Consider the following 14,199-nt stretch of genomic DNA (forward strand, 5'->3'; position numbering starts at 1 on the left):
GCCGACCCGTCAACCCGCTCCGACCGCACCCGCGTTCGCACGAACGCCCGCACCCCAAGGGGGAACCACCATGGGTAGTGGAAACTGGTCCACCGACGTCTACGCCGCCGCCGCGCGCTACCGCGCCGCCTCGGGGGCCGACGCCTTCGGCTACGACAACCGGATCAGGTCCTCGTCGCCGCGCCGCAGTTGGAAGGCCCACCCGTCGCTCGACCCGCACGGGCTCACCGTGCGGGAGAGCCGCGACAGCGCAGAACACCCCACCTCGCTCGCGATATCCGTGCTCTTCGACGTCACCGGCTCCATGGGCGGCGTGCCGCGGGTACTGCAGACCAAGCTGCCCGACCTGTTCGGACTGCTGCTGCGCAAGGGCTACACCGAGCACCCGCAGATCCTCTTCGGCGCCATCGGCGACGCCACCTGCGACCGGGTGCCGCTGCAACTGGGCCAGTTCGAGTCCGACAACCGGATGGACGACGACCTCGGCAACATCCTGCTGGAGGGCGGTGGCGGCGGCCAGATGACCGAGTCCTACGAACTCGCCCTCTACGCCATGGCCCGGCACACCTCGATGGACTGCCACGAGAAGCGCGGCCGGCGCGGCTACCTCTTCCTCATCGGCGACGAACTGCCTTATGGCAAGGTCAAGGCGCGCGAAGTGCGGTCGGTGCTCGGCGAGTCCATCCCCGAGGACATCCCGCTGCCCCGGATTCTGGCCGAACTCCAGCGCAAGTTCCACGTGTTCTACATCCTCCCGGCCGGCGCCTCCTACGCCGGCAACAGCGAGGTGCTCGGCGTGTGGCGCAAGCTGCTCGGCCAGAACGTCCTGGAACTGGACGACCTCGACGCCGTCTGCGAGACCATCGCCGTCACCGTCGGCCTCGGCGAGGAGGCCATCGACCTGGCCGAGGGGCTCGCCGACCTCGCCGACATCGGGTCCACCGCCGGCGACTCGGTGGCCCGCGCGCTGAGCGGACGCAGCCCCGGCGCCGGCCGCTGACCCGACGGCGCCCGCACCCCACTTCGCCCGACGTCCGGAGGACACCCGTGCACACCATCGTCGTCGACCTCGGCCACGGCGACGCCGGCAAGGGCGCCGTGGTCGACGCGCTCAGCCGCGACGGCCACGTCGCCGCCGTCGTCCGCTTCAACGGCGGCGCCCAGGCCGCGCACAACGTCGTCACCGAGCAGGGCGGCCACCACACCTTCGCCCAGTTCGGCTCCGGCACGCTGCGCGGCGTGCCCACCCACCTGTCCCGGCTGATGCTCGTCGACCCGCTCGCGCTGACCGCCGAGGCCGACCACCTGCGCGCCCTGGGCGTGCCCGACCCCTACGCGCTGCTCACCGTCGACCGGCGGGCGCTGCTCACCACGCCCTACCACGCCGCCGCCGGCCGGCTGCGCGAGCAGGCCCGCGGCGCCGCCCGGCACGGCTCGTGCGGGATGGGCGTCGGCGAGAGCGCGAGCTACGCGCTCACCCATCCGGGGGACGCCCCCACCGCGGGCGACTGCACCTCACGGCCACGCCTGCTGCGGCTGCTGAGACTGCTGCGGGACCGGCTCGCCGACGCGCTCGGCGGGCCGCTGCCGGCCCCGCCGGTCGAGGACTGCGCCGACGCCTATGCGGCCTTCGCCCGCACCGTCACGCTCACCGGCGACGACGAACTGCACCGGCTGGTGCGGCGCGGCCCGCTGGTCTTCGAAGGCGCGCAGGGCGTGCTGCTGGACGAATGGCACGGCTTCCACCCGTACACCACCTGGTCCACCACCACCTTCGCCAACGCCCGGACGCTGCTCGCCGAGGCGGACGCCCCGGACGGGGCCCGCAGGCTCGGGGTGGTCCGCACCTACACCACCCGGCACGGGCCGGGACCGCTGGTCACCGAGGACCCGGCGCTGACCGCGGCGCTGCCCGAGCCGCACAACGGAACCGGCCGCTGGCAGGGCGCCTTCCGCATCGGCCACTTCGACGCGGTCGCCCACGCCTACGCGGTCGAGGTCTGCGGGGGAGTGGACGGGCTCGCCGTCACCCACCTCGACGCCCCGGCCCGCGCCGGGCTGCGGATCTGCCGCGGATACGACGTCGACGGCGAACCCGTCACGCGCATCGAACCCGGGCCGGCCGGCGACCTGGCGCGGCAGGCGGAGCTGACCGGCCGGCTGCTGCGCGCCCGCCCCGCACGCTGGGACGAGCCGGGCAGCGATCCGGACGCCTGGACGGGCGCGCTCAGCGCGCTGCTGAACGCGCCCGTCGTGCTGGAGTCGTCCGGTCCGACGCGTCAACGCCTCGTGGACGCCGGGTGGTTCGCCAACGACCGCGGATCGACGGGGAAGTCGAAGTACGTGTCGGGGAAGGGCTCGTCGTTGAGCGTGTAGTGCCACCACTCCTCGGGCAGGTTGGTGAAGCCCTGCGCCTCCATGGCGCTCTTCAGCAGCAGCCGGTTGTCCAGCTGGACGCCCTGGATGCGCGGGTCCAGCGTGTGCGCGAGGGTGTCGAAACAGTCGAAACCGGTGCCCATGTCCAGGGAGTTGTCGGGGAAGCGCTCGCTCTTGGGCCCGTAGCACGGCGTCAGCGGCTCGCCCGGGCGGTACGGCCGGGTGGGCCGGACCGGCAGCGGCACGACCGTGAGGTCCATGGTGCTGCCGCGGCTGTGCCCGGACTTCGCGGCGATGTAACCGTCCGCGAACAACCGGGTCTTGTCGACGCGCGGGTAGAACTCGGCCTTCATGGCCTGGTCGTCCAGGTCCTCGGCCCACGCCACGAAGTCGTCGACGGCGCGCTGCGGGCGGTAGCAGTCGTACACCTTCAGGGTGTAGCCGCGGGCGAGCAGCCCCGTCTGCACCCGGTGCAGGGCCTGCGCGGCGGCCCGGGTCAGGATGCACATCGGCACGCGGTACCCGTCGACGCGGGCGCCGGTGAAGTTGTGCACGGTGAAGTAGCGCATCTCCTGGACGATGGTCGGGTCCACCGCGCTCAGCGCGACGAACTGCGCGGGGGCCGTGGGATCGTGGGCGCGCTGCGGTGCGGTCGCCGCGCCGGCCCGGACGTCGGCCCGCGCGTCGGCGCGGGCCCGGGCGGGGCCGGCCGCGGAGAGCGCGAGGAGCGCGGCGAGCGGCAGGGCGAGGGCGCGTAAGGCGGTGATCGGCTTCAGCATGTACCTGCCTTATCAGCAGGAGCCGCCCGCGCGCAGGCCGATCGGATACAGTCCGGGCGTGTCCCCTCAGATGCCGCCCCCGCCCCCGCAGCCCCCGGCGACCGCCGAGTCCGGCCCGGCCGCGGGGCCGGGCGCCCCGGTGCGCGACTCGCACTGCTCGTCCTGCGGCGCGCCGTTCACGCCCGGCGCGGGCTGGCCCCGCACCTGCCCGGCCTGCGGCACGATCGCCTACCGCAACCCGCTGCCGGTGGCCGTCGCGCTGCTGCCGGTGCGGGACGCGGACGGCCTCGGACTCGTCGTCATCCGTCGCGCCATCCCCCCGCAGCTGGGCCGGCTCGCGCTGCCCGGCGGCTTCGTCGACGTCGGCGAGAGCTGGCAGCGGGCCGTGGTGCGCGAGCTGTTCGAGGAGACCCGCATCCAGGTGCCGACCGCCGACGTGGTCCTCGCCGACGCGCTCACCGACGAACAGGGCGGCTATCTGCTGCTGTTCGGCCTGCTGCCCGAACTCGCCGCCGCCGGCCTGCCGCCGTCCGCGCCGACCGACGAAACGGACGGCTACGTGCTGCTGCGCGAGCCCGCCGAGCTGGCGTTCGAGCTGCACACGCTCGCCGCGCGCCGCTGGTTTGACGGCGCGTACGCGACCGCGGGCACGCGGCCGGCCTGACCGCCGCACCCGTCCCGGTCGGCGCGGCCCGCGTGACCGCCGCACCCGGTCCGACCGTGGCCCGCGTGAGCGCCGCACCCGGTCCGACCGTGGCCTGGCTGACCGCCGCGGTCCGTGTGACCGCCCCGGCTCGCTCGGCCGTCACGGCCGGCCCGCCCCGCAACCGCCCTGGCCCCCGGGCTCGGCCGCCCTCACTCCGCGGCGGCGTCCGCGGCGCCGGCCGTCCCGCCCGCGTCCCGCACCGCCGGGGAGTCCGCGCCGGCCCCGCACCCGCACCCGGTAGCCGACCTCGCCGCCGCCGTCGCGCTCGACCAGCACCCGGCCGTCGGCCCACCGCGTGGTGAACCGCTCCATCGTCGGCGCGCCCCAGCCCTCCGGGTCGCCGGTGAAGACCACGCCGCCGCCGGTGCGTCCGGTGCGCGGCGCCCACGCCTCCAGCTCGATCGCACCGTCCGCCCCGGCCACCGGCAGCACCGCCCCGGCCCTGGCCAGTACCGGCGTCCGGCCCGGTGGCGCGTCCAGCAGCACCTGCCCGGGCCCGCGGTGCGCCCGGCCCGTCGCCGTGTCGTACCACAGGCCGCGCGGCAGCCGTACCGCCCGAGCCACGGCGCCCGGCTCCAGCACCGGCGCCACCAGCAGCGCGTCACCGAGCAGGAACGCGTCGCCGCACTCGCGCAGCGCCCGGTCGGCGGGCGAGGACCACCACAGCGGCCGCACGTAGGGCGCGCCGGTGCCGCGGGCGATGTGCGCGAGCGTCTCGAAGTACGGCAGCAGCCGCGTGCGTTCGGCCAGCGCGGCCCGCGCGTGCTCCAGCACCGCGGGGCCGAACCGCCACGGCTCGCGCAGCCCCGCGTCGATCGAGGAGTGGGTGCGGAAGAACGGCAGGTACGCGCCGAGCTGGAACCACCGCAGGTACAGCTCCGGCTCCGGCGGCGCGCTGAACCCGCCCACGTCGGGCCCCGAGTACGGCACCCCGCACAACCCCAGGCCCAGCACCAGCGCGAGCGAGGCGCGCAGCCCCTGCCATCCGGTCGCCACGTCGCCCGACCAGGTGCCGCCGTAGCGCTGCATGCCCGCCCAGCCCGACCGGGAGAACAGGAACGGCCGCTGCCCCGGCAGCAGTTCGGTCAGCGCCCGGTGCCCGGCCGCCGCCATGCCCAGCGCGTACACGTTGTGCGCCTCGCGGTGGTCGCCGCCGCGGCCCTCCAGCGTGTGCCGGGCCGACCGCGGCAACGACGGGTCGCCGAACGCCGCGAACGACACCGGCTCGTTCATGTCGTGCCACACCCCGGCGAAGCCCCGCGCGACCCGCTCGGCGTACAGCCCGCCCCACCACGCGCGGGCCGCGGGATCGGTGAAGTCCGGGTAGACCGCCTCGCCCGGCCACACCACGCCCCGCACCTGCCGCCCGTGCGCGTCCCGTACGAACGCGTCGGCCGCGACACCCGACTCGTACGCGTCCAGGCCCGCCTCCGCCTTCACCGCCGGGTCCACGATCGACACCAGGCGTATCCCCTGCTCGGCCAACTCCCGTGACAGGCCCGGCAGGTCGGGAAAGCGCCGGGCGTCCGCGGTGAAGACCCGGTGGCCGTCGTAGTGGTCGATGTCCAGGTGCACCGCCGACAGCGGCAGCCCGCGCTCCCGGTAGCCGGCCACCACCGCGCGCACCTCCTGCTGACTGCCGAAGCCCCAGCGCGAGATGTGGTGCCCCAGCGCCCAGCGCGGCGGCAGCGCCGGCCGCCCGGTCAGTGCCGTCCACGCCGACAGCACCCGCGCCGGCGTGCCCGCGATCACCCAGTAGCGCAGCGGACCGCCGTCCATCCGCACCTCGCAGCCGCCCGGCCGGTCGTGCCCCGACCCCGCGCCCTCCTCGCCGTCGCGCAGCGTCACCTGGCCGTCCCACGTGTTGTCGTGGAAGACCAGGTGGCAGCCGGCGTCGGCGACCACGAACTGCACCGGCATGGTGATGTACAGCGGATCGTCGCCCGGCCCGAACGCCCCACCGGGGTCGGTGTTCCACAGCCGGTAGGTGCCCGCCGGCAGCCGCGGGCCGCCGGACCTCCCGCCGAGCCCGAACACCCGGGCGTCGGCCGGCGTCTGCGACCGCTGCACCCAGCGCGGACCGTCACCCCCGCCGGGGCCGTCCGCGCCGCCCGCCGCCGCGTCCGGCGACCCCGCGCCCCCGGAGCCCGGGCCGTCCGGGGCGTCCCACCAGCGCGGCGGCAGCTCCCGGCGCAGCAGCAGGCCCCCGGGGGTGCGGATCTCCACCGCGCCGTGCCGGGACACGTGCACGGTCACCCGCTCGGACACCACCCGCCAGCCGTCCTTGTCCGGCTCCAGCACCGCCCGCAGGTCCGCCTCCGGGCACCGCCCGGTGAGACCGGCCCGCGGCGAACCGGGCGCCAGCGCGTACGACGGCTCCGGCTCCGCGCCGTCCCAGCCGCAGAAGACCGCGCCGCCCACCGCGACCCGCACCCGCAGCACCGACCGTGCGAAGCGGACCGTGCCACCGCCCGGTCCCGGCTCCGCGTCCACCGCCGCGCCCGGCACCCTGGCCCGCTCGGGGCCGCGCCGCGGCAGGTCGCGCGCGTCCAGGCGCCGCCTGCGCCACGCCGAGCGCACCGAGCGCAGGCCCTGGGCGGAACCCGCCATCCTCACCGACCGCAGCAGGTCCCCGACATCCATGCCCCCACCCTTCCACCCTTCCCGCCTGCGGCGCTCGCCGTTCAACCAGCGTTCACCTGGAGGGGGGCGGGCGTCCGCGCGGCGGGGACCGGTCCACCCTGGCGTCCCGGACGATCACATGGCATCGTCACAAGGATCTGCCGCCGCGCAACGACGCGCACCGTCCGGGAGCCGCCCCATGAGCACCACGCCCGAGCCCGCCGCCCCCTCCGCACCCGCAGCCGGCACGCCCGCCGCAGCCGCCTCCTCCGGGACGCCCGGCAGCACCGCCGGCACGGAAACCGCAGGTCAGCCGCTCCCGCTGTGGACGCCCGGACCCGAGCGCGTCGCCGCCGCACCCCTCACCCGCTTCCACGCGTGGGCCGCCGAGGGGCACGGCGCGCCGAGCCCCGGCGCGGGCGGACCGCAGGCGGACTACGCCGCGCTGCACGCCTGGTCGGTCCGCGAGCCCGAGGCGTTCTGGGCCGCCGTGGCGCAGTGGTTCGACGTGAGGTTCGCCACTCCCTACCAGCAGGTGCTCGCCGACCCGGCGATGCCCGGCGCCCGCTGGTTCCCCGGCGCGACCCTCAACTACGCCGAGCACGCGCTGCGCCCCGCCCTCGACCCCGCCAAGGCCGACACTCCCGCCCTGCTGCACCTGGACGAGCGGCAGCAGACCGCCGCGGTCAGCTGGGCGGAGCTGAGCCGTCAGGTCGCCTCGGCCGCCGCCGCCCTGCGCCGCCTCGGCGTGGCCCCCGGCGACCGGGTCGGCGGCTACCTGCCGAACATCCCGCAGGCCGTCGTCGCGCTGCTGGCCACCGCCGCCGTCGGCGCCGTGTGGACCTCCTGCGCCCCCGACTTCGGCGCCCGCAGCGTGCTCGACCGGCTGCAACAGGTCGAGCCCGTCGTCCTGTTCACCGTCGACGGCTACCGCTACGGCGGCAAGACCCACGACCGCTCCGCCGTCGTCGCCGAACTGCGCGCCGGACTGCCCACGCTGCGCGCCACCGTGCACATCCCGCTGCTCGGCACCCGGGCTCCCGACGGCGCCCTGCCCTGGGACGAGGTCACCGCCGGGACGGCCGAACCGGCGTACGAGCAAGTGCCGTTCGACCACCCGCTGTGGGTGCTGTACTCCTCCGGCACCACCGGCCTGCCCAAGGCCATCGTCCAGTCCCAGGGCGGCATCCTGCTCGAACACCTCAAGCAGACCGGCCTGCACCTGGGCCTCGGCCCCGAGGACCGCTTCTTCTGGTACACCTCCACCGGCTGGATGATGTGGAACTTCCTGGTGGGCGGCCTGCTGGCCGGCTCCACCATCGTGCTCTACGACGGCAGCCCCGGCTTCCCGTCCGTCGACGCCCAGTGGCAGGTCGCGGAGAAGACCCGCGCCACCGTCTACGGCACCTCCGCCGCGTACGTCATCGCCTGCCGCAAGGCCGAGGCGCACCCCGGCCGGGACCGCGACCTGTCGGCGCTGACCTGCGTGGCCACGACCGGCTCCCCGCTGCCGCCGGACGGTTTCCGCTGGCTGCACGACGAGGTCGCGGAGGACCTGTGGATCGCCTCGGTCAGCGGCGGCACCGACGTGTGCAGCTGCTTCGCCGGGGGAGTGCCGACCCTGCCGGTGTACGTCGGCGAGCTCCAGGCGCCCTGCCTGGGCACGGACCTGCAGGCGTGGGACGCCTACGGCAAGCCGGTCGTCGACGAGGTCGGCGAGCTGATCGTCGCCAACCCCATGCCGTCCATGCCGATCCGCTTCTGGAACGACCCGGACGACGTCCGCTACCGCGAGAGCTACTTCGAGATGTTCCCCGGCGTCTGGCGGCACGGCGACTGGATCACCGTCACCTCCCGCGGCACCGTCGTCATCCACGGCCGCTCCGACTCCACCCTCAACCGGCAGGGCGTCCGCATGGGTTCGTCCGACATCTACGAGGTCGTCGAACGCCTGCCGGAGATCAGGGAGTCGCTGGTGATCGGCCTCGAACTGCCCGACGGCGGCTACTGGATGCCGCTGTTCGTGCAGCTCGCCGAGGGCGCGGTCCTCGACGACGCGCTGCGCGACCGGGTGCGCACGGCGATCAGGGCCCACCTGTCGCCGCGGCACGTGCCCGACGAGATCATCGAGGCGCCCGGCGTGCCGCACACCCTCACCGGCAAGCGCATCGAGGTGCCGGTCAAGAAGCTGCTCCAGGGCACGCCGCTGGACCGTGCGGTCAACCCCGGGTCCGTGGACGACCTTGAGGTGCTGCGCTTCTACGAGCGGGTGGCGGCCCAGCGGGCGGCAGGGTCGTCCGAGGCGTCCGCCGGCTGACCGCGCGGGCGGGCCGTCAACGGCCGTCCGGCGGCTGTTCCGGCGGACCGCCGCCGACGGCCGGTCAACCGCCGTACGTGAGGGACCTGTCGGCGTACAGGGACGCGAAGTCCGCGGCCAGCCGCGTCGCTTCGTCCTCGGTCAGGTCGGCGACGGTGATCCGCACGCCGGGCGGCGCCGCGATCCGGAAACGGGCGCCACCGGCGACCCACCAGCCGTGCGAGCGCAGCCCGTTGACCACCGCGGACTCGTCGCGCACCGGCACCCACACGTTCATCCCGCTCACCCCGTGCGAGGCGATCCCGTGCTCGGCGAGCGCCGCGACGAGCGCCTCCCGGCGGGCCCGGTAGGCGGTAGTGGCCCGCCGCACCATCCCGGCCGTCGCGGCATCGGTCATCAGCCGGGCCACCGTCTCCTGCAGCACATGGCTCACCCAGCCCGAGGTGAGCAGCATCCGGCCGTCGTGCCGGGCCAGCGTCGTCGCGTCGCACGCCATCGCCGCCCACCGCAGGTCCGTGCCCAGGTGCTTGGAGACGGTCCTGATCTGCGCCCAGCGGGCGGGTCCCGCCGCACCGGCCGCGGTCAGCGAGTGCAGCGGCCCCTGCGTGGTGTCCGCGCCGTGGTCGTCCTCGACCACCAGCACCTCGGGCGCCGCGGCGAGCACGCCGAGCAGCGCGTCCCGGCGCTCGCGCGAGACCCGCGAGCCGTACGGGTTCTGCGCCCGCGGGCACAGCACGAACGCCCGCGCCCCGGCCCGCAGCGCCGCCCGCAGCGACTCCGGCCGCGGCCCCTCGTCGTCCACCGCGACGGGGACCGTACGCAGCCCCAATGCCGGTACCAGGTCCAGCAGATGATGGAAACCGGGGTCCTCCACGGCCACCGGGTCGCCGGGCCGCAGCTCCACCGCCAGCAGCCGCGCGACGCAGTCCAACGCGCCGTGCGCGAACGTCACGTGGGCGTCCGGCACGCCGTCCCTGCGGAACCACGCACGCGCCAGCTCCTCCAGCTCCGGCAGCCGCGGCGACGCCCGGTGCGAGCGCGCCCCCGGGGACAGCCGGCCCGGCGGCACGAGATCGGGCAGGAACGCCGGGTCAGGATGCCCGCCCGCCAGGTCGCGCAGCCCCTCGGGAACCCGCGGCGGCCGGCGCGACGCCACCGACGGCGCCTCGGCCACGACGGTGCCGCCACGCCCGCGGGTGACGACGATGCCGCGTCTGCGCAGCTCCTTGTACGCGGCCGCCACCGTCCCCGGGCTGACCGTCAGCGACTCGGCCAGCGCGCGCACCGGCGGAAGGCTCTGCCCGGGCTGCAACACCCCGTCGGCCACCGCCTGTTCGGCCGACGCGGCAATCTCCCTGGCCGTCGCGCCGCTGATCGCATATTGTGTCACCACAGTCGAGAGTATGTATCAATACAAAGATGTCCGCAAGTGGCGGCCCCCGATGGCCACCGGACGGCACGGCACGGCGCGGACCACGGTGCATACGCGCGCACAGGCGGGAGCGTGAGGCCGATGCGGACACGGGGGACTGCGCGCGGGACCGCGCGGGGCACGGCCCGGCGATGGGCGGAGACCGTCCCCGGCGGGCCGGACGGCCGGCGGATGCTCTGGATCAACCTCGTCGACAAGACCGGCTCCGGCCTCTGGTTCTCCGTCACCGCGCTCTATTTCGTGGTCGTCGGCGGCCTCAGCACCGGCGCCACCGGTCTGCTCCTCGGCATCGGCGGCGCGTTCGGCCTCGCCGGACCGCCCCTGGCCGGCCGCCTCGCCGACCGGGTCCCCCTCACCCGCGTCCTGCTCGCCGTCCAGATCCTGCGCGGCGCCTCCAGCCTGCTGCTCCTGTTCTGGCACGGCTTCTGGCCGCTGCTCCCGCTCGTGGCCCTCGGCAGCTTCGGCGAACGCTCGGCGTCCGTCCTCACCAAGCTCTTCGCCGCCCGCGTCGCCGGCGGTGACCGCGCCCGGTACCAGGCGATCCAGCGCACCGTCGTCAACCTCGGCTACACCATCGGCGGACTCGCCGCATCCGCCGCGCTCGCCGTCGGCAGCACCGCCGTCTACCGCGGCCTCCTGCTGGGCGACGGGCTCTCCTTCGTCGCCGTCGCCCTCCTCGTCGCGCGCTGCGCCGAACCGCCGTCGGCCACGCGGACCGTCGCCGTGCACCCGGTGGCGGGGAAGGAAGCGGGTACGGGCAAGGGGGCGGGCACGGCAGCGGCGGCATCCACGCCCGCCCCGGCCCAGACCCCGGTAACGGCACCGGCCCCTGCCCCGGCCAATCCATGGCGCGACCCCGGCTACCTCGGCTACGCGGCCCTGGACTCCGTGATGTTCCTCTACGGCGCCGCGCTCAGCGTCGGACTCCCGCTGTGGATCGTCACCCGCACCACCGCCCCGCACGGCCTCGCCGCCGCGGTCTTCGTCGTCAACACCGTCATCGTCGTCTTCTGCCAGGTGCGCCTCTCCCGCTACGGCCGCAGCCCCCGGATCGCCGCCGGCGCCCTGCGCCATGTGGCCGTGTGGTTCGCGGTTTGCGGCGCCACCGCGGCGCTGGCCGTCGTGCACGCGCCGTGGGCCGCCACGCTCAGCGTGATCGGCTGCGCGGTCGCCGTCACCGTGGTCGAGATGATCCAGTCGGCCGTCTCCTGGGAACTGTCCGTCAGCCTCGCGCCCGCCGACGCGCAGGGTGCTTACGTCGGCGTGCACGGCCTCGCCCAGTCCGCCGAGCGCTGCGTCGGCCCGCTCCTGATGACCTCCGCCGTCCTGGCCGGCGGTCCGCTGGGCTGGCTCGTCTTCGGCGCGGTACTCGCCGCCGCGGCGCTGCTCCAGCGCCGCCTGGTGCTTCGCAGGCTCGACCGACTGGGCGCGGCGGCATCGCCGACCCCGTTGTCAGTGGCACCGATTACGGTGAGTGAGCAGTAGAGACCGGGCCGTGGACCACCGAGTCCCCGGCCGCGTCTCCACACGCCACACGGCATCCTGCGGCGCCACCCGGCACCGCGACGATGCGGACCACAAACGCGGTACCACACCGCGGGACCGGCGCGGGGGACCCGCACGGGCCCCGCCCGACGAAGGGGGAACACCATGTCACAGGCGAGGAAGCGCCACGCCAAGAGCCGTACCGTGCCCGCAGGCGGTCGGCCCAAGGGAACCGCCGCGATCGGCGCCGGAGGACCGCGGACCGCCGCTCCGGGCGGCACCGTCCGGAGCGGGGCCGCGGCCGGACCCTCGGCCGATTCCTCGGCCGATTCCACAGCCGATTCCACAGCCGGCTCCTCAGCCGGCACCGGCGCGTCGGCCGGCGGCAGGACAGGCACGGCGGAGCGGACGAGAGGCCCCGGAGGACGCGGCGCGGGCAGCGGACCTCCCGGCCGGACCGCCCGCCGCAGGGCCCTGCGCCGCGAGGCGCCGGTCGTCCTCGGACTGCTCCTCGACGACCACGACTTCACGGCCATGACCGGCTACCGCACCTTCCCGCACGACGACTACGCCCAGTACCTGCACCAGGTCGACCGCATGCTCCGCGACCTGCACGGCAAGGGCACCCACGTCGCCGTCACCCTCTTCGACCCGGCCGACTACGCCGACTACTGCGCGACGACGAGGCAACCGCCGGACGCCCCCGTGACCCGCACCCGCTACGTCGCCGAATCCACCACCGCGGGCCCCGCCATCCGCTACGACCGCCAGCCGATCGACACCGTCCGCGTCGACCTCGCCCGCGAGGCCGAACGCCGCGCCACCTGGGAACGGGCCACAGACCTCCTCCTGGAGGCCGGCCCCTGCCCCGACTGCGACCAGGACCTCGCCCACTGCGCCTTCGACCGCGCCTCGCACACCCTGCTCCGCCTGATCGAAGCGCTCGGTCCCGGCGGCCACCACGTGGTGTGCAGCCTGCGCCTCGACCCCGGCGAACCGGCCCTGCACGCCGCCGCCCAGATCGATGCCGCGCCACCACACGACGACGGCGATCCCAGGTCGCCCGACGACGGCGACCTCAAGTTCTCCGACGCCGACATGCTCGTCGTCTGCACCGTGATGACCGCCGCCGAGGTCACAGGGAGAACCGCGGGCCTGGTCATCCGCACCACCACCGGCACCGGGGAGGACGCCCCCGGCACCGAGACCGTACGGGGCTGGTCGCTGCGCGGCGGCACACCCCAGCCGCTGAGCGAGGCCGAGGTGTTCAACGCCTACTGCACCGACCCCGCGACGGGCGACCCCGTACCGCCCGAACCCGGCGTGCGCTATCGCGCCGGCCTCCCGCTGCCACCGCCGCTCCCCGGCGACCTCGCCTGACCCGCGCGACCGCGCGACGCCGCCGTGCCCGGACACACAGCGGAGGGCGCCCCGCTCCGTGAGCAGGACGCCCTCCGGCGCCGATGGCAGCGGACCGCACTCGCCACGCCGACCGCAGCGACCACCCGGGGCCGCAGCAGCCGGCGCGACCGCGGCGGCCCGGTAGAGCACTCCCCGGCGGGCCGCCACGACCGGAGCCGCACGACCGGCTCGCTACTCGCCGGACAGCACCGCCTGCGCGGCGCGCCGCGCCTCCTGCGCGCCGTCCGTCGCCCGCGCCGCGGCAGCCGCACGCTCGCACTGCGCCAGCGTGTGCTTCGCCAACGCGGCCCGCACATAAGGAATCGACGCCGCACCCATCGAAAGGCTGGTGACGCCCAGACCGGTCAGCACACACGCGAGCAGCGGGTCCGCCGCGGCCTCGCCGCACACACCGCAGCTCTTGCCCTCGGCCGCGGCGGCCTCCGCCGCCATCGCCACCAGGTCGAGCAGCGCCGGCTGCCACGGGTCCTGCAACCGCGACACCGCGCCCACCTGCCGGTCCGCCGCGAAGGTGTACTGCGCCAGGTCATTGGTGCCCAGCGACAGGAACTCGACCTCCTGGAGGATCGACCGCGCCCGCAATGCCGCCGACGGGATCTCCACCATCGCGCCGAACTTGGCCGACAGACCCGCCGCCTGGCACGCGTCCGCGAACGCCCTGGCGTCCTGCCGGTCCGCGACCATCGGCGCCATGACCTCCAGGTATACCGGAAGCCCCGACGCGGCCCGGGCCAGCGCGCGCAGCTGCGTCGCCAGCACCTCCGGGTGGTCGAGCAACGACCGCAGCCCCCGCACACCCAGCGCCGGGTTCGGCTCGTCCGCCGGCGTCAGGAAGTCCAGTGGCTTGTCCGCACCCGCGTCCAGCACCCGGACGACCACCCGGCCCTCCGGGAACGCCTCCAGCACCTGCCGGTACACCTCGGTCTGCCGATCCTCCGATGGCGCGTTCGCCGAGTCGTCCAGGAACAGGAACTCCGTGCGGAACAGACCGACGCCCTCCGCCCCCGCTTCGACCGCCGCCGGCACGTCCGCCGGGCCGCCGACGTTCGCCAGCAGCGGC

10 protein-coding genes (1 of these 10 only partly in view) are annotated in these 14,199 nt (G+C 75.5%); 6 read left to right on the forward strand and 4 right to left on the reverse strand.

What is annotated here, in order from left to right:
• Positions 1-70: 70 nt before the first annotated feature.
• Both VSR01_RS35635 and VSR01_RS35640 read left to right on the forward strand, forming a co-directional pair.
• The gene (locus VSR01_RS35635) at positions 71-1,000 is read left to right on the forward strand and encodes a hypothetical protein (RefSeq protein ID WP_326453101.1); all 930 of its coding nucleotides are present in this window, start codon (positions 71-73) and stop codon (positions 998-1,000) included.
• A gap of 47 nt (positions 1,001-1,047) precedes the next feature.
• Complete coding sequence (locus VSR01_RS35640; RefSeq protein ID WP_326453102.1) at positions 1,048-2,376, forward strand: adenylosuccinate synthetase; 1,329 nt, start codon at positions 1,048-1,050, stop codon at positions 2,374-2,376.
• Here VSR01_RS35640 and VSR01_RS35645 read toward each other — a convergent pair.
• A complete protein-coding gene (locus tag VSR01_RS35645; protein ID WP_326453103.1) occupies positions 2,280-3,155 on the reverse strand; it encodes a M15 family metallopeptidase in 876 nt (291 codons plus the stop codon). The genes VSR01_RS35640 and VSR01_RS35645 overlap by 97 nt on opposite strands.
• 70 nt (positions 3,156-3,225) lie before the next feature.
• Between VSR01_RS35645 and VSR01_RS35650 the strand changes: the two genes are divergently transcribed.
• Positions 3,226-3,819 (forward strand): NUDIX domain-containing protein, encoded by a 594-nt coding sequence (locus tag VSR01_RS35650; protein ID WP_442785746.1) that lies wholly within the window; start codon positions 3,226-3,228, stop codon positions 3,817-3,819.
• Positions 3,820-3,960: 141 nt separating this feature from the next.
• Here VSR01_RS35650 and VSR01_RS35655 read toward each other — a convergent pair whose 3' ends face one another.
• On the reverse strand, positions 3,961-6,504 hold the full coding sequence (locus tag VSR01_RS35655; RefSeq protein ID WP_326453105.1) for a glycoside hydrolase family 31 protein: 2,544 nt from the start codon (positions 6,502-6,504) through the stop codon (positions 3,961-3,963).
• Positions 6,505-6,682: 178 nt separating this feature from the next.
• On the opposite strand from VSR01_RS35655, the gene VSR01_RS35660 reads away from it, so the two are divergent.
• Complete coding sequence (locus VSR01_RS35660) at positions 6,683-8,800, forward strand: acetoacetate--CoA ligase (RefSeq protein WP_326453106.1); 2,118 nt, start codon at positions 6,683-6,685, stop codon at positions 8,798-8,800.
• A 64-nt stretch (positions 8,801-8,864) separates the two neighbouring features.
• Here VSR01_RS35660 and VSR01_RS35665 read toward each other — a convergent pair whose 3' ends face one another.
• Complete coding sequence (locus VSR01_RS35665; protein ID WP_326453107.1) at positions 8,865-10,193, reverse strand: aminotransferase class I/II-fold pyridoxal phosphate-dependent enzyme; 1,329 nt, start codon at positions 10,191-10,193, stop codon at positions 8,865-8,867.
• Positions 10,194-10,403: 210 nt separating this feature from the next.
• On the opposite strand from VSR01_RS35665, the gene VSR01_RS35670 reads away from it, so the two are divergent.
• The gene (locus VSR01_RS35670; protein ID WP_326453108.1) at positions 10,404-11,717 is read left to right on the forward strand and encodes an MFS transporter; all 1,314 of its coding nucleotides are present in this window, start codon (positions 10,404-10,406) and stop codon (positions 11,715-11,717) included.
• A gap of 165 nt (positions 11,718-11,882) precedes the next feature.
• Positions 11,883-13,097 (forward strand): hypothetical protein, encoded by a 1,215-nt coding sequence (locus VSR01_RS35675; RefSeq protein ID WP_326453109.1) that lies wholly within the window; start codon positions 11,883-11,885, stop codon positions 13,095-13,097.
• A 213-nt stretch (positions 13,098-13,310) separates the two neighbouring features.
• Here the strand turns inward: VSR01_RS35675 and ptsP are convergent, their stop codons facing one another.
• Positions 13,311-14,199 carry the 3' portion of a phosphoenolpyruvate--protein phosphotransferase gene (ptsP, locus tag VSR01_RS35680; RefSeq protein ID WP_326453110.1) on the reverse strand. Its footprint extends 782 nt past the window's final position, so 889 of the gene's 1,671 nt are visible here — the last part of the coding sequence; its start codon lies beyond the right edge, outside the window — the gene reads right to left on this strand; its stop codon occupies positions 13,311-13,313.

The sequence above is a fragment of the Actinacidiphila sp. DG2A-62 genome (genome assembly GCF_035825295.1).
Classification (GTDB): domain Bacteria; phylum Actinomycetota; class Actinomycetes; order Streptomycetales; family Streptomycetaceae; genus Actinacidiphila.

What these genes read in the sequence shown, in the direction of transcription:
- VSR01_RS35650 (WP_442785746.1), top strand. Translation starts at nt 3,226, where the DNA reads ATGCCGCCCCCGCCCCCGCAGCCCCCGGCGACCGCCGAGTCCGGCCCG.
- VSR01_RS35660 (WP_326453106.1), top strand. Translation starts at nt 6,683, where the DNA reads ATGAGCACCACGCCCGAGCCCGCCGCCCCCTCCGCACCCGCAGCCGGC.
- VSR01_RS35675 (WP_326453109.1), top strand. Translation starts at nt 11,883, where the DNA reads ATGTCACAGGCGAGGAAGCGCCACGCCAAGAGCCGTACCGTGCCCGCA.
- VSR01_RS35645 (WP_326453103.1), bottom strand. Translation starts at nt 3,155, where the DNA reads ATGCTGAAGCCGATCACCGCCTTACGCGCCCTCGCCCTGCCGCTCGCC.
- VSR01_RS35655 (WP_326453105.1), bottom strand. Translation starts at nt 6,504, where the DNA reads ATGGATGTCGGGGACCTGCTGCGGTCGGTGAGGATGGCGGGTTCCGCC.
- VSR01_RS35670 (WP_326453108.1), top strand. Translation starts at nt 10,404, where the DNA reads ATGCTCTGGATCAACCTCGTCGACAAGACCGGCTCCGGCCTCTGGTTC.
- VSR01_RS35635 (WP_326453101.1), top strand. Translation starts at nt 71, where the DNA reads ATGGGTAGTGGAAACTGGTCCACCGACGTCTACGCCGCCGCCGCGCGC.